Source organism: Labrys sp. E2SS-1L (genome assembly GCF_057073705.1).
Window position 1 is genome coordinate 4,666,928 of record NZ_CP172712.1, and the last position, 19,451, is coordinate 4,686,378.

Consider the following 19,451-nt stretch of genomic DNA (forward strand, 5'->3'; position numbering starts at 1 on the left):
CGGCGGCGCCATGCTGATCCCGTTGGGCTGGACGCCGCGCGCCCTTGCCGACGACAAGAAATATACGATCGGCTTTTCGCAAGCGACGACGCTCGAGCCCTGGCGCGTCCAGTTCAACAAGGACCTGAAGGCGGAGGCCGAGAAGCATCCCAACGTCAACCTGCTGATGGCCGATGCCGAGGACAAGACCGAAAAGCAGGTGTCGGACACCGAGAGCTTCATCACCCAGGAAGTCGACGCCATCCTGATCAGCCCGAAGGAATCGGCCGGCCTGACTGCGGTTGTCGAAAAGGCGATGGACGCCAAGATCCCGGTCTTCGTGCTCGACCGCAACGTCAATTCCGAGAAATACACCCAGTGGATCGGCGGCGACAATGTGGTGATCGGCCGTGCCGTCGGTGACTTCGTGGTCAAGACCCTGGGCGGGGCCGGCAAGGCCAAGGGCAATGTCGTCGAGATCTGGGGCGGCCTCGGCACCCAGGCGAGCCACGACCGCTCCAATGGCTATCACGAGAAGGCGGACAAGGAGAGTGGCATCAAGCATCTCCTCAACCAGCAATCGGCCGACTGGAAACAGGCCAAGGCCTATGAGGTTATGTCGACGGCCCTACGCAATTTCGAGGACATCAACCTGGTCTATGGCCACAACGACCCCATGGCCTATGGCGCCTATCTTGCTGCCAAGGATGCCGGCCGGGAAAAGAACATCCTGTTCGTCGGTGTCGACGCCCTGCCCAATGAAGGTGTCAAATACGTCCATGACGGCGTGCTTGCGGCAACCTTCGTCTATCCCACACCCGGCGCCGAGGGCCTGCGCCAGGCTCTGAAGGTGCTGGGCGGCGGGACGGTCGAGAAAAAGCTGGTGCTGGATACCCAGACCATCACCAAGGACAATGCCGACGCCATTTTGAAGGCGAACGGATTGCTGTGATTTTTAAAGGAGACGGCCGGCAGGCTCCCTCCTCCGACGCTCTGGGAAACAGCTCTCTTGACGAAAGGTAAGGGCGAGATTTTACTCAATCTCGCCCCTACCTCATGTCCCACACCCAGAGAGTTCGCATGCTGCGCCTCCGTACGGCCTGTCTCGGCCTCGCATTCGCCTTTATCGGCGTGAACAGCCTTCACGCCGACGACGCCGGGCGGCTGGCTCAAGCCAAGGAGATCATCGTTCTGGCGCGTACGACCGACAACATGCGCAAGCTCTTCCCGACTTTTCTGTCACAGATGAAGCCCATGCTCATGCGGCAAGGCGCCGATGAGAAGACTGCGGTCGAATTTTCCAAGCGCTTCGCGGAGCGGCTGGACAAGGATCTCGACAAGTTCGTCGACCTGGCAGCGCAAGTCTATGCGCGTGAATTCAGCGAGGAAGACCTCGCCAATCTCATCGCCTTTTATAAATCGCCGACCGGACAGAAGATGGTCGAGAAACAGCCGGTCATCGCTCAATTCATGGCGACCGTCGGGATGCGGTGGGGGCAGCAGGTCGGCAGCGAGGTGATGGGCGAATATCTGAAGGAAAGAGCCGGCAACAAGTCGGCGACGCCGTAAAGGCAGCAGCAGGATCATCCCAGCCGCATCAGCACCAGTCCGCCCAGGATGAGCAAGGCCGAGAGGCCGCGCACCGGCGTGAGGGGTTCCTTCAGGAAGACCATGGCGATCAGGCCTCCGAACAACACGCTGGTCTCGCGCGTGGCGGCAACCAGGGCGATGGGCGCCACCGTCATCGCCCAGATCACGATCCAGTAGGCGGCGAGCGACATCGCCCCGCCGGCAAAGCCCGGCACCAGGAATTTCAAGGCTGGTCGCACGCCGGCCCAGCCCTTGCGCCACAGGCAGATCACCAGCATCGGGTAGGCGTCGAGCGCGAACAGGGCAGCGGCATAGGAATTCGGGCTTCCCGCGGCGCGAGCACCGATACCGTCCACGATGGTGTAGAGCGAGATGGTGACGGCGGTGAGCAGGGCGTAGATCACGGCTGTTCGGCTCGGGACCAGCGAACCGCGCTGCCCCTTCAGCGAGATCAGCAGGACCCCGAGCCCCAGCACGGCAATGCCTGCGACGTTGCCCCAGGTCATGGGATCATGGATGAAAGCCAAGGAAATCGCGGTGGTGGCCAGCGGTGCCGCCCCCCGCGCGATCGGATAGACCTGGCTCATGTCAGCCCGCCGATAGGCCTCAGCCAGGAACAGGTAATAAGCCAGATGCAGGGCGGTCGACAGTGCCACCCAGACCCAGGCTCCCTTGTTGGGCAGCCCCGTGATCGCCAGGGCCGGCAGGGCAATGATGCCGCAGGACACCGCAATCAGCGTCATCGCCAGGAAGGGATCGAGCTTGATCTTGACCAGCGCATTCCACCCGGCATGCAGGGCCGCCGCAGTGAGCACGGCCAGGAAGACGGGGAGTTGCAATTCCATGGGGGGCGGACTTCGAAACGACGGACACCCACCGGCGGCGGCAGTGCCGCTGGCGGGTGGCACACGATAGAGGGACAGACAAAAACGCGGGACGAATTTCACCAGCGCTTTCAGTGCCCTCCTTCTCATTATGACAGTTCGATGTCAAAGTCGCTTCGCAGGGTGCGACGTTTCGCGTGCGCCTTTCAGGCCGCCACCCAGACCAGATTGTCGTTGGAGAGAATGGATTCGCCAGACCAGCGATAGGCGGTCAGCACACCGCCCTTGGCGACGCTGAAATCAAGACAGGATGCGGTAGGCGACAACAATTGCGGCCTGCCCGACAGCCAGTAATGGCCGAACATCACGGGCACGGCCTCTTGATAGTGATAGTCGTGGGGAACGGGATCATCCGGCAATTCGCTCCTCCGACCGTCCAGCCCCAGGGCCGCGAGCCGGAAAGTCTTGGCCTCCCGATCCCACCAGCGCAGGCGAGCCTCGTGCCTGGTGTGACCGTCCTTGTCGCGGAAAGAGTGCCCGACGGGCAGTCGCACTTCCGGTCCCTTGAGCAGGACATCGGCCGCGAGATGTTCCGGCGTGCCGCCGCGATAGGCCTTGCGCAGGCCCTTCTCGTGAAAGCACCCGGCTGCGTCGAGGCAGGTCGCTACGAGGCAGGCTTGCGAGGCGGCATGCCAGCACGCATGCACCATCCGCAATCCGCCGAGATCAAGCCACACCGGCAGGGAGGCAAACCAGGCCAGCGCCTCGCAGTGGGCCGGCGATCTCTCCCCGATCTGCGCCAGAAAGGCGGCATGCTGCTTTTCGTTCTTTTCGGTGTGGGGCCGCAGGAAGCCGCCGGTGCCGTTCGGCGTTGCCCAGCCAAGTGCATTGAACTCGTGGTTGCCCATGATCGCCCGGGCCGTGCCCGCTCTCGCCATGGCACGGACGACGCTGAGAACCTCGACCTGTTCCGGCCCGCGATCGATGAAATCCCCCAGGAAGATCACCTTGCGCGAAGCATGCCGATAGGCGCCGTCCCGTTCGCGATAATCGAGCCTCGCCAGCAGCCTGTGCAGCGCATCGGCATGGCCATGAATGTCACCGATCACATCATAATTCATCGTCAAACGATTGATTTTCCTTGTTCATGTCGAGATAGAGGCGATTGCCCATCCGATCCCGTCTCGTTGCTGGAGCGCGCACCGCCCATTCTCTCCGAAGTGTGCCATGATGGCGGCTTGACAGGGAAGGGTTGCCCACGGCAGGATAGCGTATGGCTATTTTGCGCATCACTCTTGCCGTCTCCAAACAGCACCTCCTCATCGGGGGTAGGTGATCGTCGCGCGCGCCATAAGCAGCGAACCAAGATCGAAAATGTACCCCGCCGGTTCGACGGGGTTCTTTTTTGCTGCCGTCTCCGGCACATCGGAGATGATCCATGGAAATCCCCTCTTCTGCCAACCGTTCGCAGGTTTCCCCGCAGGGCCTGTGGCTGCCCCTGATCACGCCCTTCCGCGACGGCGCGCTCGACGAGACCTCGCTGCGGCGTCTCATTCGCCATTACGGCACGCTCGGGCTGGATGGCCTCGTTCTCGCCGGGACGACAGGCGAGAGCCTGACCCTGGACGAGGATGAAACCCAGCGGCTGGTCGAGGTCAGCGCCGACGAGCTTGCCCGGCAAGGCTACCGACTGCCGCTCTATCTCGGCCTTTCCGGCAGCAATACGCGCAAGCTCGCCAAGCGGCTTCACCGCCTGGCGGACTGGACGATCGCAGGCCATCTGATTGCCTGCCCCTATTACAGCAGACCCTCCCAGGCCGGGCTGATCGCCCATTTTCGCGTGCTGGCGGACAGTAGCCGGCACCCCATCCTGATCTACAACATTCCCTATCGCACCGGCGTAAACATCGGCAACGAAGCAATGCTGCAGCTCGCCGAACGGGCCAATATCGTCGGGGCGAAGGACTGCTGTGGCGATCCGGCCCAATCGGCCGAATTGATCCGGCGTCGGCCTCCAGGCTTTTCCGTGCTGACCGGCGAGGATGCCTTCTACCACGCCGCCCTGACGGCCGGCGCTGACGGTGCAATCCTCGCCTCCGCCCATGTCCAGACCGCGAGCTTCATCGCCATCCGCGATGCCTTTGCCCGGGGCGACGAGCCAGCCGCCGGCGCCGCTTGGCGCTCCCTTGCCGATCTCGTGCCGCTGCTCTTTGCCGAACCCAATCCGGCTGCGATCAAGTATTGGCTCTGGCGCACCGGTCTGATCGACAGCGGCGAATTGCGGCTGCCGATGACGCCGGTGAGCGCCGCGCTCGCCGTCCGCCTCGACGGCGTGATCGACCGGATGAAGTCGGCGGCTTAGCCCTCGACGCAATCCCCCTTGAAGGGAAGACACCCCGATCTGCCATAGCCGGGCTTGACCCGGCTATCCTGAAGCCGCGCGAAGGGACTGGATTGCCGGGTCAAGCCCGGCAACGACAGGGTCCTGCGAAATCGAAAACTCTCAAATGACATGCATTGCACTGAGCCCACTCCACAGCCAGGAGGCTGCGCGCGGGATTGACGGGTCGCGGCGCGGGTGTAGGTTTCATTGCGGACGATGGAGGGGGACAGGATGATGAAACTGGCATCGTGCATCGTGCTGGCAGCCGCCCTGATGTCCATCATCCCGGCCTTCGCCCAGGCTCCCAAGAGCACGGCTGCATCCGCCGCCGTGCAGAAGGAATTCAGCAGCTTCATCACCAGGTTTCGGGCTGCGCTGAAGGCCAATGACGCAGCGGCCGTCGCCGGCCTGGCGAAACTGCCATTTCAGAATGACAGCGCCATCGCCGATGCCGCGCAGTTCCGCGCCAAGATCTACCGGCCCGATTTCACCGCAAAGACCCGGGCCTGCCTGCAACGCGAAAAGCCCGTTTATGATCGCGATGGCGACGGCAACGACTCCTATTCCGTTGGTTGCGGCGAGCAGATCTTTGTCTTCACCAGGACGCCAGCGGGCTTCCTCCTGATTGACATCGCCGTGAACGATTGACGGGCCCGGCGGGATCAAGCCGCAAGCCGACCTTCAGCTCACCAGTGCCGCCCTGCTGCGCTGGCGCCATTTCGGCCAGATCAGCAACCAGCCAACCAGGACGAGATTGACCACATTCCACAGGAAACCGTGCAGGAAGGCGAGCCGGTAGGACTGGGTGGCGTCATAGATGAAGCCCGAGGCGAGCCCACCGCACGCCATGCCGAGCACGGTCGCCATCAGTACCAGGCTGATGCGGGCCCCCGCCTCGCGCGGCGGCAGGAACTGGCGGATGATCACGGCATACATCGGCACGATGCCACCCTGGAACAGACCGAACAGGCCCGAAATGACCCAGAGCGAGGAAAGGCTGTTGAAGAAAAGATAGAGCAGTAGCGCCGCCCCCTGCATGGCCGAGCCGATCAGCAGCATCGGCCCGGCGCCGATGCGATCGGCGACCACGCCGGAAGCAAGGCGGCTGACCACGCCCAGCCCCAGCATCAGGGCGATGATCTGAGTCCCGATGGCCACGCCGTAACCGAGATCCCCGCAATAGGCGACGATGTGGACCTGCGGCATCGACATCGCCATGCAGCAGGCAAAGCCAGCCACCACCAGGATCGCCTGCAGGGCATTCGCCGAAAGACCGAGTTCTCCGCGCGCGGCCTCCGTCGCGGCCTCAGCGGCCGCATAGGTGGTGGTTGCGGGCCGTCGGGTCAGCGCCAAAGCGAGCGGCACCATTGCAACCGGTGCGAACAGGCCGATGCCGATATGGGTGGCACGCCAGCCATAATCGGACTGGAAGTGCTCGATAACCAGCGGCCAGACGGCGCCGGCAAGATAGCTGCCCGACGCGGCAAAGGTCACCGCCAGCGCCCGGTGCTTGCGGAACCAGTGCGAAAGATCCGAGATCAGCGGCGCGAAACCGGCAGCCGAACCGAGGCCGATCACAATCGAGAGGGCAGCGAACTGCCAGATATTGGAAGTGAAGGCTGCCAGCACATAGCCGGCGCAGAGCAGCACAGCCCCGATCAGGATCGGCACGACAATGCCGGCCCGATCAGCCAGGCGGCCCATCACCACCCCGCCGACCGCAAAGCCCAGCATGGTGCAGGTATAGGGCAGGGAGGCCCCGCCCCGCAGCGTATCGAACTCCACCTGCAAGGTCGGCAATACGACCACGACCGACCAGTTGCCGACACACGCCACCGTACCAAGGATGAGAGTGAGAACCAGACGCAACCAGGAATAGGCGGAATCGACGTCGCCAGGCCGATCGGCCTCACGGGGCAAAGCTGACACGGGGAGTTTCCTCGTTCCGGAATATTGTCCTGAATATGCTTGTTTCGCCGACCGGACGGCGTGCAATGGTCAGGCTATAGCAGCTTCCGTCCCGGCTTTGCCAGATCGATCCGAGCATGGCTGACCTTCTGAACGGGCGTCTCATGTGCCCTGCTCCAGGACGCGCAATACGAAGGCTGCCCGTTCGGCGACAGGCAGGAGCGGCAGTGGAACCAGTTCGTAGTCGAGGCGGGTATAGACATCGACCATAGCGGCATGGGTCGCCTCTGCTTCCTCGAGGCTCTGCTTGCGCTCGGCATCGCCGGCATAGATCGCCGGCCAGGGCGGGGCGATGAAGACTTGCCGCCGGTAGCGACAAAGCGCAGCTGCCCTGCGAGCCGGCTCAGGCACCGGCAAACCGCAGAGGTGAAGGTAACCGATCACATCGGGGATGCCGCGATCGAAAACCACCAGCCCTTCGAATGCCTGCGCCTCGCGATAGGAACGCATGTCGGCGGCGAGCATCAGATTCGCAAAGACAGCGCGGTCGGCCCATGGCAGGGCATCGCCGCCGATGATGATCTGGTCCTGGATGATACCCCGGCCGGCCTCCGGCATGGTACGCACCCCCTCGGCAGCCAGGGCCGACATCAAGGTGGTCTTGCCGGATCCGGGACCACCGGTAACGACGACGAAACGATCGATCTGAGGCAAGGCTCGATCTCCTCCTGTTTGAAATGACAGTGCTTTGGGAAAGACAGCGGGCGTGCGGAGTGCATCCGCGCGAACAGGCCGGATCACGCCGACGATGGAAGGATAGAAGGTAGCTGGTTTGAAGCCGGTCGCATCGACCGGGCACTTGCCCGGGAGGCCGATTTGGGGCCGCAGCTTCCAGGAATCTGGCCTGCCTCGCGACTCGCCGGGCAAGTCTACCCTGATAAGGCTCCAATCAAAACCCCTCGCTGCCGAGCCAGCTTCTCGCCCGTCAAAGGGCCCACGAAATCACACAAACCGTCGCCTCTCCTGCAGAGAGCGTCGGTTGCAGGTCATTTGCTCCGCGTCCGAGGCAACACCATGGCGATCGAGAGGGGGTATGGCCGCTCGTGGCCGCTCCTTCCGCAACATCACGGGGGACAGTCAGGCATGACAGACAGGATCGGCAAGTCGGGAGCACAGGGCTTGATCGTGGATCGCCGCGAGCTGATGAAGGGAGCCGCCGCACTCGGCCTCGGCTATGGCCTGACCGGCGTTCTCGGAGGGCCAGCCCTGGCCGCGGAGGCACCCAAGAAGGGTGGCACGCTGCGCATCGGCATGGAGGGCGGTTCGGCTTCGGACACCCTCGATCCGCGCTCCTTCGCCGATTCCATCCCGCTCAACTACGGCTATCAGATCTGGAACGGCCTGATCGAGATCGACAATAACGGCAATGCCGTCGGCGAGCTCCTGGAGAGCTGGGAAGCCAAGCCCGGCGCCAAGGAATGGATCTTCAACGTCCGCAAGGGCGTCACCTTCCATTCCGGCAAGACGCTCGATGCCGATGACATCATCTATTCGATCAACCTGCATCGCGGCGACACCAAATCGGCGGCCAAGGACCTTCTGTCGGGCATCACCGAGATCAAGAAGCTGTCCCCGACCCAGATCCAGATCAGCCTGAACGGCGGCAATCTGAACCTGCCCTACAACCTGACCGATTATCACATTCTCGGCGTGCCCAACGGCTTCACCGATTTTTCCAAGCCGGACGGCACCGGCGCCTACAAGCTGGAGACCTTCGAGCCGGGTGTGCGTGTGGTGACCAAGAACACCGGCAATTACTGGAAGCCGGGCTGCGGCAATTTCGACTCGGTCGAGCTGCAATATATCGGCGATTCCTCCTCGCGCCTGCAAGCGCTGATCGCCGGCCAGGTCGACGCCATCAACCGTCTCGACCCCAAGACCATGGATCTGGTGACATCCTCGCCCGATGTAAGCGTGGTGCAGACCAAGGGCACCGGCAACCGCTATGCCTTCGTGGCGCTGTGCGACGCCGATCCCTATTCGAATGTCGATCTGCGCTGGGCGCTCAAATATGGCATCGACCGCAAGAAGATCGTCGACACCGTCTATCAGGGCTATGCCACCGTCGGCAACGACACCACCATCAGCCCGATGAACAAGTATTTCGCCAAGGACCTGGCACAGACGCTCTACGACCCGGAGAAGGCGGCCTTCCATTACAAGAAGGCGGGCAGCCCCAAGCTGGAGGTCAAGGTCTCCGAGGGCGCCTATAGCGGCGCCACCGACGCGGCGCTGCTCTACCAGGAATCGATGAAACAGGCCGGTATCGAGCTCACCGTCACCCGCGTCTCCGCCGACGGCTACTGGTCGAACATCTGGCTCAAGGATCCCTTCTGCGCGGTCTATTGGGGCGACCGTCCCGCCATCGACCTGCAGCTCTCGCAGACCTATCTCTCGGATGCGGCCTGGAACGACACCCATTGGAAGCGGCCTGATTTCGACAAGCTTGTCCTCGCCGCACGGGTGGAGGAAGACGAGGCCAAGCGCAAGGAGATGTATTTCGAGGCGCAGAAGATGATCCACGACGATGGCGGCATGATCTGCTTTGCCGTCAGCGATTATCTCGACGGCTATGCCAAGAAGGTGATGGGGACGGCGCCCCATCCGCGCTACGACATGTGCGACCAGCGCATCGCCGAAAAGGCCTGGTTCGCCTGAGTTCGAACGCCCCAGCTAGGGCGCCGGTCAGCGCCCTAGAGCGTTTTTCAGAAAAGTTGATAGACTTTTCGATTAATAAAACGCGCCAAAACAAAGAGTTAGAGAGAAAGTGCGATTCAGAGAAATCGCACTTTACTCTAGCCCCACCAGAAAATGGCGGCGATGATGACGTAGAGGCCGACGAGCGCGGCACCGTCCGCCATGTCGGCCCGGCCATCCGCGGTGACGACCACGCCGATGATGGCCGACAGCATCAGGGCCACGGCCAGCATCGGCGGGATCACCAGGGTGAAGGGCGTCCCGCCTATGGCATAGCTGACGAAGACCAGCACCGGGATCAGGGCGAGCGCTACCTGCAGCGAGGAGTTCAGGATCACGCTGATGGCGAGTTCGGCCTGGTTGCGCAGGGCGAATTGGATGCCCACGACATTCTCCACCGCATTGCCGACGATCGCCACGATGACGAGGCCGGCAAAGGCCTGCGATATGCCGAGCGTCTCGATGGCCGGGTTCAGCGCTTCGACGAACCAGTCGGATACGAACAAGGCGGCAACGCCGGCGATCGCCAGGATCGCCAGTGACAGCCAGAGTGGCCAGCCGCCCTCCTGCTGGCCATGCGCCTCGGCTGGCACGGTGCGTTCGCTGCCGCCCAGCATGACCCTGACGGAAACCAGGAAGACCAGGAGCAGGACGCCGGCGCAGACCAGGGCCAGCTTGTCCTCATGGGCGCCAGCAGGCAGATGCATCACCGAAGCGAGCGTCGGGAGCATCAGCGCGGAAACCGCCAGCAGCAGCAGCGCCGCGATCATGCGTGGCCCGGCCGCATCGAAGACCAGTACCTTGTGGCGGGCACTGCCGGCGATGAAGGCGATACCGAGCACCAAGAGGCTGTTGCCGAGGATCGAGCCGATCAGAGACGCCTGCACCACCTCGATCAAGCCGGCCCGCAACGCGAAGATACATACGCAGAGTTCTGGCAGGTTGCCGACCGCCGATTGCACGATGCCGGTGGCGGCCGGGCTGAGATAGCGCCCGAGATGATCGGTGGCCTCGCCGATCAGCGAGGCCAGCCCGGCAAGAGCCACGGCACCGATGACGAAGACGAGGATTTGGGAAGAGCCGGTCCGGCTGGCAATACCCGTGGCAGCCGATGCCCCGCCTGCGATGGCGAGCGTCACGAAATCACGTTTCGACAGCATGGAACCTCCCGCGGAGCCGTGCAGGTTTCATAGCCCGGCGCGAAGACGCAAGGGAAGGTCAATCTTGCCCCGAAGAACAGGCTCCCCAGATTGAAGAGCCGTCGCCATTCGCCCGGAAGCAATGGAGCCATGCACGGATTTTCCATGCCACACCGGCTCGACAGGCAATGTTCCCCTGCCCTACCCTTCATGCTCGCAATGCCGGAGGGTCCATGCGCGCAACTATCCTTTTTACGATCGCGCTTGCGCTGATGGCAGCCCAGGCCCAGGCGGAGAACCTACCGCGCCTGCGCCAGGGCGACCTCGTCTTCCAGCAATCGAAGAGCCCCCAAAGCGAGGCGATCCGCCTGGCCTCGGGCAGCACCTACACGCATATGGGCATCGTCTCCCTCACGCCCGCCGGACCAATGGTGATCGAGGCAGCCGATATCGTACGGCAAACACCGCTCAAGACCTTCCTGGCCCGCGGCACGCAACGCCGCTTCGCCATCTATCGAGTACGCGGGCTCGATCAAGCCAAGGCGGATGCCGTCATCACGGCGGCACGGACCTATCTCGGCCGACCTTACGATCTCTATTTCCGCCTCGATCCCAGCGCCATCTACTGCAGCGAGCTGCCCTATGAGGCTTTCAGGAGCGTTGGGATTTCCCTCGGACGAATCGACCGTTTCGGTGACCTGTCGGTGCGAAACCCCACCGTGAAGGCGCTGTTCGCTCAGCGCTGGGCCAGCCATCCCGATTGCAAGGGCACGGCGGGTGATGCCGCAGCCTGCTGGACCCGCATCCAGGACCAGGGGATCGTCACACCTGTCAGCATCGCCCATGATAACCGGGTCGACCGTGTCGGCGGTGATCTCTAGAGCCCCCAAGGCTGGAAATCACCGCATTTCCGGCTTGCCCGACGGCTGCGCTGCAATAGGATGTCATAAAAGCCGTCGTCACCATCGGGAGAAAGCGCTGCCATGGCCCTCTTCGCCGATCGTTTCAAAGGCCGTAGCGCCGTCATCACCGGCGGGGCTTCCGGCATCGGCCTCGCCAGCGCCCGGCGCATCGCCGCCGAAGGTGGCCGGATCATGATCTGGGACGTCGACGCCACGCGCATCGATGCCGCGAAGGCGCAGATCGGCCCCGGCACCTTCGGCCTGGTGGTCGACGTCACCAATCCGGAGGCCGTCGAGACCGCCGCCAAGACCTCCGAACGCCATCTCGGCCAGATCGACGCCCTGATCTGCTCGGCCGGCGTCGCCGGGCGCAATGCGCCGGTGATCGACTATCCGATCGAGGAATGGAAGCGCATCTTCGAGATCAATGTGAACGGGTTGTTCTATGCCAACCGCTTCATCGCGGCGATGATGAAGAAGCGCGGCTATGGCCGCATCGTCAACCTGGCCTCGATCGCCGGCAAGGAAGGCAACCCCACCGCCTCCGCCTACTCGGCCTCGAAGGCCGCCGTGATCGGCTTCACCAAGGCCCTCGGCAAGGAACTCGCCAAAAGCGGCGTCACTGCCAACGTCATCGCACCGGCCACGATCGACACGCCCATCCTCAAGCAGGTGGCGCAGGCCCATATCGACTACATGCTGTCCAAGATCCCAATGGGCCGCTTCGGCAAGGTTGACGAAGTCACCGCCATGATCGCCTGGCTCGCCAGCGAGGAATGCTCCTTCGCCACCGGCGCGGTCTTCGATGCTTCGGGTGGCCGTGCCACCTATTGAGCGACTGTCGCTTCAGCGCCAGCGATAGTTGAAGCTGACGCTGATTCGCTCCTCGTCCGCCTGGTTGATCGGCACCTCGTGGCGCAGCCAGCTCTCCCACAGCAGCACCGTGCCGGCCTGAGGCGCCTCATAGACGAAGGGCCGTTGTTCCTGGGCGGCCTTGGCCTTGCGCGGGGGCGCCGCCATCATCAGGCCGAGCCGCGGATCCTCCAGCTTGAGCGCGCTGGAGCCCTTGGGCGTGGCCACGTAATAAGTGCCTGATATCACCGAGCGCGGATGGATATGCGAGGTGTGCACACCGCCTTCCGGCAGCACATTCACCCAGATGTCGTCGAGCTTGAGCTTGTCACGGCCGAGATCGAACTCGAGCTCCTTGGCAAAGGCGGCAACATGGCCGTCGAGCACCTTCACCAGCTTCTTGATGGCCGGAAAGCGCCAGGGCAGGTCGTTCAGCGATGCGTAGGAGGTATAGCCGGGATAGCCATGCTTGTGGCACCAGGCCTGCCCGGCCTCGTCATCCTCGGCAAGGGAGCGGCAGGTCGCGTCGATCTCGGCGAGCGGCGCCTGCGCCTCGTCGAGTTCGGCACGGTAGAGCTTGGTAACGAAAAGGGTCTTGATCTCGGCCATGGCGAGGAAGTGGCCGAGCCAAGCCTCGCCTGTCAAGCCGCTTGTCGCTTCGTCTCGGCTTCGGCAGCGAAGGCTCGCAAGCCCGACGACCTGCGGTGAGGCCCGTGGGCAATGCCGAAACCCTTCCCCTATCGCTGCCAGAAGGGCTTGGCGATCTCCGCCTCGACCTGCCACTTCTTCATGCCGATATCGTCGATCAAGTGAGGATTGGCTTTTGCCATTGCCTCAAGGTCCCTGCGAAAATAGATCCGCTCGCGCCAGATCGTGATCATTCTTGGCAGCATCGCCAGGCAGTAGAGCCGGCGCGATGTTTCATCTCCTCTCGACCAAGCCTGATGGCGGCAGGTCGACCCAAGGGCGGGAAAATCGTTCATGGCAACCTCCATAAAGTTCGAGGTCCAACAGGGTCCCCGATCTGATTGAGGCTGGATTCTGCAAGATATGAACGGCGCCGTACTTAAGCTCTTCCAAATAGTTCTCAAAACTTCCAAATGGGCTATAGATTGCGCCCCATGCAGGGATCGCGCTTTGCCTTCGGTTCGTTCGTGTTCGATTCAGGCGCGGGAACGCTTGTTCGGGACGACGCTCCCGTTGCCGCCGGCTATCGCGGACTGAAGCTGCTTGCGGCGCTGGTCGAAAAGCCCGGCGAGATCCTGGGCAAGGCCGTACTGATGGACGCCGCCTGGCCCGGTACGGCCGTCGAGGAAGGCAACCTCACCGTCCAGATCGCGCAACTGCGCAAGCTCCTCGGCTCGGCCCCCGATGGCGGCGAGTGGATCGTCACGGTTCCGCGCATCGGCTATCGGTTCACCGGCGCCGTCGAAGAGCTCGGGCGCGAGCAGCGAAAGCCGTTGCCGCTGCCCGGCAAGCCGTCGATAGCCGTGCTGCCCTTCGTGAATGTCAGCAACGATCCCGAGCAGGAATCCTTCGCCGATGGGCTGACCGAAGACCTGATCACCGATCTGTCGAGGATCTCGGGCTTGTTCGTCATCGCCCGCAACTCGGCCTTTGCCTATAAGGGCAAGGCGATGGATGTGCGTGGCATCGCACAGGATCTCGGCGTACGCTATCTGCTGGAGGGCAGCGCCAGACGTGCTGCCGGGCGTGTTCGTATCAATGCGCAACTGGTCGACGCCGTGAGTGGCGACCATTTATGGGCGGAGCGCTTCGACCGTAGCCTGGACGACATCTTTGCCGTCCAGGACGAGGTCACCGGCAAGATCATGGAAGCGTTGCTCGGCCGGCTGCGCACTCCGTCGCCCCGCAATCCGCCCCGGAATCTCGAGGCCTACGACCTTTGCCTGCGCGCACGCCGACTGATGGACGATTCACCGCAGACCGCGCAGGAGGCTCATATGATGCTGACGCGCGCGACCCTGCTCGATCCGGATTATGCCGAGCCCTATCGCTGGCTTGCCATGAACCACTGGATGGGATGGGTACATTCGGGTGGGCCGACCGAAACCTCCCGCAGCGTCGCGCTGGAGCTGGCGCGCAAGGCGGTCGCACTCGATCCAAACGATGCCGGCTGCCGCTGGGTCCTGGCCTATCTGCTGGCCTATGATCGCAGCTTCGCCGAATCGGACACGCAATTCGCCAAGGCGATCGACCTCGATCCGAATGAGGCCGACATCTGGGCTGTCCTGTCGGACATCTCGGTCCTAGCCGGCCGGGTCGAGGAAGGTCTCGAACAGATCCGCAAGGCATTCCGGCTGAACCCGTTTCCACCCAGCTGGTATTATCTGACGCTGGGCCAGGCGCAATATGCGGCCGGCGATTATGAAGCCGCCATCGAAACGCTGCGCAGGGACGAGACCTACCGCACCAGCTCACGCCGCTTCCTGGCGGCAAGCCTGGCCCAATTGGGCCGGCTCGACGAGGCGCGCGCGGAGGTCGAACTGTTCCTTGTCGGCAACCCGCATTTCACGATTCGCCACTGGGCCAGGACGGAACCCTTCCGCGATGCCGCCACGCTCGAGCATTTCGTCGATGGCTGCCGCAAGGCCGGCCTGCCAGAGTGAGAAACACAATTCGAGAAAATCGCCTCTTCTCTAATCTTCGGACCGGTCCGAAGCTTCACGATCGCGTTCGTAGTGGCTCTTGAGCGGAAACGGCGGTAACCACGATTCGCGGCGGACGGTCCAGCTTTCATAGGTGGGCATCAACTGATCGGGGGCATCGAGGGTGCCCAGATGCACTTCGATTTCGTCAGCGCTGCGTGCGAAAACAGACGAGCCGCAACGGGGACAGAAAAACCGGCCGGCATAGTCGCGTGTCTGGCCCTCGATCGTCACCGCCTCCTGGGGGAACACTGCGGAGGCATAGAAGAGCGCCCCATGATGCTTGCGGCAATCGAGACAGTGACACAGGCCGACCCGGTATGGGCGCCCCGATGCCACGAGCCGGACATCACCACACAAACAGCCGCCAGTGAATCGGTCCATGTTGCGCCTCCCCTGCGATCAAGCGATCAAATGGTTACAACGAACCGGCCCGTCATTGCCACGATCCCTCAGGGCGATCCTAAGACCGATTCGCGCTTTTTGCCGATCGCCCTGTCTCGTTGCATTTTCATACGTCGAAAAGTCAGCTGGCCTTTCGAAGGGCGCCCCGGACCGCTCAAGCCCATGCTGCCTAAAACCTGATCCTGCTGCCGCCGCATTGGCCAGGTCATCGTCTTGCCGAGACCGTCCGGCGGTATATGGATGCCGTCCCGTTTTCAGGCGGCGGTATTCTCTCCTCGACATGAAGAGCCCGAGCCCACCTGGATCGGCGATCGCGGCATCCGTAATCGAGACTTAACCCGGCAACGCTGGAAGGAAAAACTTTCCCTTTCAGCGTTGTTACAAAGTTGTCATGTAGCATTGTGCCGATGAAGCAGGCTGTAGAAAACTACCGCCTTGCACTCTGGACAAAAAAAGACGGCCGGGACGAACCCGGCCGTAGCTTGGACAAAGTCCAAAAGTCACCATCCAGAGGGGAACGTCAGATGCTCCAGGTCGCCACCGGGAGGATGATGGCCCGAACGTCTGACAAGGCTGAGAGTATATTTGCCGGCCCCCTCCTGCAACGCTTTCTTTCACATGCCGGCCCTGCGTGCTGCGCATAGATGCAATTGCCGCCGAAATGGCCACCCTTTTTGCCCAATCCTTGGTCAAGACGGCGCGCAGCACACCTTTGCTGTAAAAATAGGCAAGTCGATCGGGGAACCCAGCCGGAAAGCACCGCAGTTCACGGAAAGGAATGCCGCGGTTCCGATCCGATTGGCTGGGAGCTGCGCCTGCCGTCGGATAGACGCTGGGTGTCCGGGCCATGCCTGGTTAGGTCATGCAAGCTTGCGGGTGCCTGGATGAATCGCGCGGGATCTGCGGCACCCGATCCGATTTCGGAATCTGGCCCGGTGCCCACAGTCATTGTTGCCGCAGCGTTTTGCCGAAAACCGGCATCGTCTTCTTGGCACGAGGTTTTAGAAGGCCCAGCGCTGGGCCTTGCTGACCAGGAAATCCCTGAGAACCTGGATACGGGCCAGATTCTTCATCTCCTCGGGATAAACGAAATAGGTCTCGAGCTGCGGCATTTCCGCATCGGGCAGCACCTGGACCAGGGTCGACTCACGGCCGACGAGATAATCGGGCAGCACGGCGAGGCCCACGCCCCTCTCCACCGCCGTCTTGACGCCGCCGAGATTGTTGACCTCGAACACCGGCTCACGCGGGTCCTTGGGATCGCGCCCGACCGTATTCAGCCAGTTGATCGCCTGAAGGAAGCTGCCCGCCGTGCCACCGAAGCTGATGATGCGATGGCGGTCGATCTCCTCGATGCTGCGCGGCTGGCCGAAACGCTTGATATATTCAGGCGCGGCATAGGCATGAAAATGCACCGTGAACAGCCGGCGCTGGATGAGGTCTCCCTGCTCGGGCTGGCGCATGCGCAGCGCGACGTCGGCTTCACGCATGCCCAGGTCGAGCTCCTGCTCGGTCAGCAGGAGCTTGAGTCGCATATCGGGATAAAGATCGAGAAACTCACCGATGCGCGGCGTCAGCCAATAGGTGCCGAGCCCCACCGTGGTGGTCAGGCGCAATTCCCCGTTCGGCTTTTCCCGGCTGTCGCTGAGGGCGCCCATCGCCGCTTCCAGCTTGAGCATGACATCCTGGGTGGTGCGGAACAGCATTTCGCCCTGTTCGGTCAGGATCAGCCCGCGCGCATGACGATGGAACAGCGGCGTGCGCAGATCCCCTTCCAAAGCGGAGACCTGCCGGCTGACGGCCGACTGCGACAATCCGAGCACGTCGCCCGCATGCGTGAAGCTGCCGGCCTCCGCAGCCGCGTGAAAGACCTTGAGCTTATCCCAATCCATGAAGCACCCAGTTCAGCCCCGCTCCAGATTCTGCGCTTCGACCCTTGCTTTGCTTCGGTTCAACGTCGGCCAAGTTCAACGCGTATTCGGCGACGCGCGAAGATCTGATTTGCGCAGAGTATATGATGATTGCCTAAAAGTTTGAAACGGGTGGCAAATTTAGGGCGGAAATCGATTTATTCCGCAGCTTCCCTGTGGACTTCCTCAGCCGCCAGCCATTTCTCCGCCTCAAGCGCCGCCATGCAGCCCATGCCGGCCGCGGTGACGGCCTGGCGATAGACGTCGTCGGCGACGTCGCCGGCGGCATAGACGCCCGGAACGCTGGTCGCCGTCGTGCCCGCAACGGTCTGAATATAACCGCCATTCTTGAAGGTGAGTTGTCCGGCAAAGAGTTCGGAGGCGGGCTTGTGCCCGATGGCAATGAAGACGCCATCGGTATCATGCTTGGTCACGACGCCGGTTTCGACATTGCGCAGATTGACGTGGGTGACACCCAGCGGGATCTCGTTGCCGCCGATCTCGTCGAGCACGCTGTTCCAGACCACCTCGATATTGGGATGCTTGAACAGGCGATCCTGCAGGATCTTTTCGGCACGGAAATGGTCGCGCCGGTGCACGACCGTCACCTTGGCGGCGATATTGGCCAGATAGAGCGCCTCTTCCACCGCCGTGTTGCCGCCGCCGACCACGGTGACGTTGCGGTTGCGGAAGAAGAAGCCGTCGCAGGTGGCGCAAGCCGAGACGCCGAAGCCGCGGAACTTCTCCTCCGACGGCATGTCCAGCCATTTGGCCTGGGCACCGGTGGCAATGATCAGGGCATCGGCGAAATAGACGTCCCCGGTATCCCCTTCCAGGCGGAAGGGACGCTGCGACAGGTCGACTTTGGCGATATGGTCGGACACCATGCCCGTGCCCATATGCTCGGCCTGCTTGCGCATTTCCTCCATCAGCCAGGGCCCCTGGATCACCGAGGAGAAGCCGGGATAGTTCTCGACATCGGTGGTGATGGTGAGCTGGCCGCCGGGCTGGATGCCGGAGATCAGCAGGGGCGACAAATTGGCGCGCGCTGCATAGATTGCCGCGGTATAGCCCGCCGGGCCCGAGCCGAGGATGATGAGCTTGGAGTGACGGGTAGCCATGCCGAGGTTCCAATCAGGATGCCGCCCGAAGGCGCGCGAGGATTTCTTGAGCAATCAAAGGGGTTGAATCTAGGGGTTCATAGGGGTGGTTTTCAAGATGCCCGTCGAACTTCACCACAGCCCCGTGCGCAATCAGGCCGTCGACAAGGCGCATGATCTTGGCTGGCACGCCCTTGGGCAGGTAGACATGGACAGTCTTGCCGGTCGCCGCCGCCTCGCTGAGCATGTTGGCTGAATCGGCGGTCACCACGAAAGCATCCGCCAGCCCCAGCATCTGCGCATAGGGATTGGCCCCCTGCCCATCCCAGATCCATGCCGGCCTGCCCTCCAGGGCCCGCGCGATCGCCTGCGCCATCGCGGGCGGCGTGCGGCGCGACGGGGTGACCATCAGCCCTGCGCCGCTATCGGCCAGCCGCGACAATGCCGATACGAAGCCCTCGACATCATCGGGTGTGAAGGCGACGTCCTTGGAGGGACCGCCCGCCAACACGGCGACACGCGGCTGCGGCAAAGCGGTGAGTTCGGCGCGGGCGTCCACGCGCGCCGCCGCCAGCACGGCCGGCGTCTGCCGGTGCGGCGAGGTCAGTGTTGCCAGCACATTGGCCCCGCGCAGACGGTCATGCGCCGGCACCCAGATGAAATCCGCCGCCTTGGTTCCGGTGCGAGGATCCTTGAGAAATACGGTTAGCGTGGCGGGCGAGCGCCGCTTCAGCCAGGACAGGTAGCTCACGGCGCGACGGCCCGAGGCGATCGCCAGGTCGGGCCAGGGTGGCGCCAGCTTGCGCAGGTCGGCCGGGTCGGGCGGCCCCCAGGGCATGGCAAGGGCATAGAGGCGCCGCGGCGACACCTTGTGTTCCACGATGTTGCCGCCGGTCTGCGCCAGCACCGCCTCGGCAACGCCGAGGCACTGCAGAGCGTCGCCCGCCTTGCCATCCGTGAGGGTCCAAATCAGAGCCATGACGGCGGTCTTAACACGTCCTTTCGCCAGCACGCCACCGGGGTTCAAATCAGA

The 19,451-nt window shown here is 62.9% G+C and carries 19 protein-coding genes; 8 read left to right on the plus strand and 11 right to left on the minus strand.

Annotated elements, in window-relative coordinates; translation table 11 throughout:
* The first annotated feature begins 10 nt into the window (after positions 1-10).
* Both ACIGJE_RS21775 and ACIGJE_RS21780 read left to right on the plus strand, forming a co-directional pair.
* Positions 11-931: a substrate-binding domain-containing protein gene (locus ACIGJE_RS21775; protein WP_311944405.1), complete on the plus strand. Its 921-nt coding sequence runs from the start codon at positions 11-13 to the stop codon at positions 929-931.
* Positions 932-1,059: 128 nt separating this feature from the next.
* On the plus strand, positions 1,060-1,548 hold the full coding sequence (locus ACIGJE_RS21780; RefSeq protein WP_311944372.1) for a DUF2059 domain-containing protein: 489 nt from the start codon (positions 1,060-1,062) through the stop codon (positions 1,546-1,548).
* 14 nt (positions 1,549-1,562) lie between these two features.
* Here the strand turns inward: ACIGJE_RS21780 and ACIGJE_RS21785 are convergent, their stop codons facing one another.
* Together ACIGJE_RS21785 and ACIGJE_RS21790 are read right to left on the minus strand one after the other, a co-directional pair.
* Entirely contained in the window at positions 1,563-2,414 is an 852-nt protein-coding gene (locus ACIGJE_RS21785; protein ID WP_415083860.1) for an EamA family transporter, read from the minus strand.
* A 185-nt stretch (positions 2,415-2,599) separates the two neighbouring features.
* A complete protein-coding gene (locus ACIGJE_RS21790; protein WP_415083948.1) occupies positions 2,600-3,514 on the minus strand; it encodes a metallophosphoesterase in 915 nt (304 codons plus the stop codon).
* Positions 3,515-3,831: 317 nt separating this feature from the next.
* Between ACIGJE_RS21790 and dapA the strand changes: the two genes are divergently transcribed.
* Positions 3,832-4,755 carry a 4-hydroxy-tetrahydrodipicolinate synthase gene (dapA, locus tag ACIGJE_RS21795; protein ID WP_415083862.1) on the plus strand — a complete coding sequence of 308 codons (924 nt, stop codon included), beginning with the start codon at positions 3,832-3,834 and terminating at the stop codon, positions 4,753-4,755.
* 252 nt (positions 4,756-5,007) lie between these two features.
* Complete coding sequence (locus ACIGJE_RS21800; protein ID WP_311944376.1) at positions 5,008-5,424, plus strand: hypothetical protein; 417 nt, start codon at positions 5,008-5,010, stop codon at positions 5,422-5,424.
* A gap of 33 nt (positions 5,425-5,457) precedes the next feature.
* On the opposite strand, the gene ACIGJE_RS21805 is transcribed toward ACIGJE_RS21800, so the two are convergent.
* Both ACIGJE_RS21805 and ACIGJE_RS21810 read right to left on the minus strand, forming a co-directional pair.
* Positions 5,458-6,705: an MFS transporter gene (locus ACIGJE_RS21805; RefSeq protein WP_311944377.1), complete on the minus strand. Its 1,248-nt coding sequence runs from the start codon at positions 6,703-6,705 to the stop codon at positions 5,458-5,460.
* Between the two features lie 141 nt (positions 6,706-6,846).
* On the minus strand, positions 6,847-7,398 hold the full coding sequence (locus ACIGJE_RS21810) for an AAA family ATPase (RefSeq protein ID WP_311944378.1): 552 nt from the start codon (positions 7,396-7,398) through the stop codon (positions 6,847-6,849).
* Between the two features lie 429 nt (positions 7,399-7,827).
* Here ACIGJE_RS21810 and ACIGJE_RS21815 point away from each other — a divergent pair, with 429 nt between their 5' ends.
* On the plus strand, positions 7,828-9,402 hold the full coding sequence (locus ACIGJE_RS21815) for an ABC transporter substrate-binding protein (protein ID WP_311944379.1): 1,575 nt from the start codon (positions 7,828-7,830) through the stop codon (positions 9,400-9,402).
* A gap of 137 nt (positions 9,403-9,539) precedes the next feature.
* Here ACIGJE_RS21815 and ACIGJE_RS21820 read toward each other — a convergent pair whose 3' ends face one another.
* Positions 9,540-10,601, minus strand: coding sequence for a calcium:cation antiporter (locus ACIGJE_RS21820; protein WP_415083865.1), 1,062 nt, complete (start codon positions 10,599-10,601; stop codon positions 9,540-9,542).
* 212 nt (positions 10,602-10,813) lie between these two features.
* On the opposite strand from ACIGJE_RS21820, the gene ACIGJE_RS21825 reads away from it, so the two are divergent.
* Complete coding sequence (locus ACIGJE_RS21825) at positions 10,814-11,461, plus strand: YiiX/YebB-like N1pC/P60 family cysteine hydrolase (RefSeq protein WP_415083867.1); 648 nt, start codon at positions 10,814-10,816, stop codon at positions 11,459-11,461.
* 102 nt (positions 11,462-11,563) lie between these two features.
* Positions 11,564-12,316, plus strand: a complete 753-nt coding sequence (locus tag ACIGJE_RS21830; RefSeq protein ID WP_311944382.1) for an SDR family NAD(P)-dependent oxidoreductase — start codon at positions 11,564-11,566, stop codon at positions 12,314-12,316.
* Between the two features lie 12 nt (positions 12,317-12,328).
* On the opposite strand, the gene ACIGJE_RS21835 is transcribed toward ACIGJE_RS21830, so the two are convergent.
* Both ACIGJE_RS21835 and ACIGJE_RS21840 read right to left on the minus strand, forming a co-directional pair.
* Entirely contained in the window at positions 12,329-12,979 is a 651-nt protein-coding gene (locus ACIGJE_RS21835) for a TIGR02466 family protein (protein WP_311944383.1), read from the minus strand.
* 92 nt (positions 12,980-13,071) lie between these two features.
* On the minus strand, positions 13,072-13,317 hold the full coding sequence (locus ACIGJE_RS21840; protein ID WP_415083870.1) for a DUF1127 domain-containing protein: 246 nt from the start codon (positions 13,315-13,317) through the stop codon (positions 13,072-13,074).
* Between the two features lie 138 nt (positions 13,318-13,455).
* Between ACIGJE_RS21840 and ACIGJE_RS21845 the strand changes: the two genes are divergently transcribed.
* On the plus strand, positions 13,456-14,964 hold the full coding sequence (locus ACIGJE_RS21845) for a winged helix-turn-helix domain-containing tetratricopeptide repeat protein (RefSeq protein ID WP_415083872.1): 1,509 nt from the start codon (positions 13,456-13,458) through the stop codon (positions 14,962-14,964).
* Between the two features lie 30 nt (positions 14,965-14,994).
* Here ACIGJE_RS21845 and ACIGJE_RS21850 read toward each other — a convergent pair whose 3' ends face one another.
* The 4 genes from ACIGJE_RS21850 to ACIGJE_RS21865 form a co-directional block, all read right to left on the minus strand.
* Positions 14,995-15,387 (minus strand): GFA family protein, encoded by a 393-nt coding sequence (locus ACIGJE_RS21850; RefSeq protein ID WP_367623338.1) that lies wholly within the window; start codon positions 15,385-15,387, stop codon positions 14,995-14,997.
* Between the two features lie 1,022 nt (positions 15,388-16,409).
* Positions 16,410-17,300, minus strand: a complete 891-nt coding sequence (locus tag ACIGJE_RS21855) for a LysR family transcriptional regulator (protein ID WP_068291406.1) — start codon at positions 17,298-17,300, stop codon at positions 16,410-16,412.
* Between the two features lie 176 nt (positions 17,301-17,476).
* Positions 17,477-18,439, minus strand: a complete 963-nt coding sequence (trxB, locus tag ACIGJE_RS21860; RefSeq protein WP_311944387.1) for a thioredoxin-disulfide reductase — start codon at positions 18,437-18,439, stop codon at positions 17,477-17,479.
* A gap of 13 nt (positions 18,440-18,452) precedes the next feature.
* Positions 18,453-19,397, minus strand: a complete 945-nt coding sequence (locus ACIGJE_RS21865; protein ID WP_415083875.1) for a mitochondrial fission ELM1 family protein — start codon at positions 19,395-19,397, stop codon at positions 18,453-18,455.
* Positions 19,398-19,451 lie beyond the last annotated feature (54 nt).

Excerpts from the sequence above, each read along its gene's own strand:
- ACIGJE_RS21820 (WP_415083865.1), bottom strand. The coding sequence starts at position 10,601 with ATGCTGTCGAAACGTGATTTCGTGACGCTCGCCATCGCAGGCGGGGCA.
- ACIGJE_RS21830 (WP_311944382.1), top strand. The coding sequence starts at position 11,564 with ATGGCCCTCTTCGCCGATCGTTTCAAAGGCCGTAGCGCCGTCATCACC.
- ACIGJE_RS21800 (WP_311944376.1), top strand. The coding sequence starts at position 5,008 with ATGATGAAACTGGCATCGTGCATCGTGCTGGCAGCCGCCCTGATGTCC.
- ACIGJE_RS21815 (WP_311944379.1), top strand. The coding sequence starts at position 7,828 with ATGACAGACAGGATCGGCAAGTCGGGAGCACAGGGCTTGATCGTGGAT.
- ACIGJE_RS21850 (WP_367623338.1), bottom strand. The coding sequence starts at position 15,387 with ATGGACCGATTCACTGGCGGCTGTTTGTGTGGTGATGTCCGGCTCGTG.
- ACIGJE_RS21840 (WP_415083870.1), bottom strand. The coding sequence starts at position 13,317 with ATGAACGATTTTCCCGCCCTTGGGTCGACCTGCCGCCATCAGGCTTGG.
- ACIGJE_RS21790 (WP_415083948.1), bottom strand. The coding sequence starts at position 3,514 with ATGAATTATGATGTGATCGGTGACATTCATGGCCATGCCGATGCGCTG.
- ACIGJE_RS21780 (WP_311944372.1), top strand. The coding sequence starts at position 1,060 with ATGCTGCGCCTCCGTACGGCCTGTCTCGGCCTCGCATTCGCCTTTATC.
- ACIGJE_RS21785 (WP_415083860.1), bottom strand. The coding sequence starts at position 2,414 with ATGGAATTGCAACTCCCCGTCTTCCTGGCCGTGCTCACTGCGGCGGCC.
- ACIGJE_RS21865 (WP_415083875.1), bottom strand. The coding sequence starts at position 19,397 with ATGGCTCTGATTTGGACCCTCACGGATGGCAAGGCGGGCGACGCTCTG.
- dapA (WP_415083862.1), top strand. The coding sequence starts at position 3,832 with ATGGAAATCCCCTCTTCTGCCAACCGTTCGCAGGTTTCCCCGCAGGGC.
- trxB (WP_311944387.1), bottom strand. The coding sequence starts at position 18,439 with ATGGCTACCCGTCACTCCAAGCTCATCATCCTCGGCTCGGGCCCGGCG.
- ACIGJE_RS21855 (WP_068291406.1), bottom strand. The coding sequence starts at position 17,300 with ATGGATTGGGATAAGCTCAAGGTCTTTCACGCGGCTGCGGAGGCCGGC.
- ACIGJE_RS21775 (WP_311944405.1), top strand. The coding sequence starts at position 11 with ATGCTGATCCCGTTGGGCTGGACGCCGCGCGCCCTTGCCGACGACAAG.
- ACIGJE_RS21825 (WP_415083867.1), top strand. The coding sequence starts at position 10,814 with ATGCGCGCAACTATCCTTTTTACGATCGCGCTTGCGCTGATGGCAGCC.
- ACIGJE_RS21845 (WP_415083872.1), top strand. The coding sequence starts at position 13,456 with ATGCAGGGATCGCGCTTTGCCTTCGGTTCGTTCGTGTTCGATTCAGGC.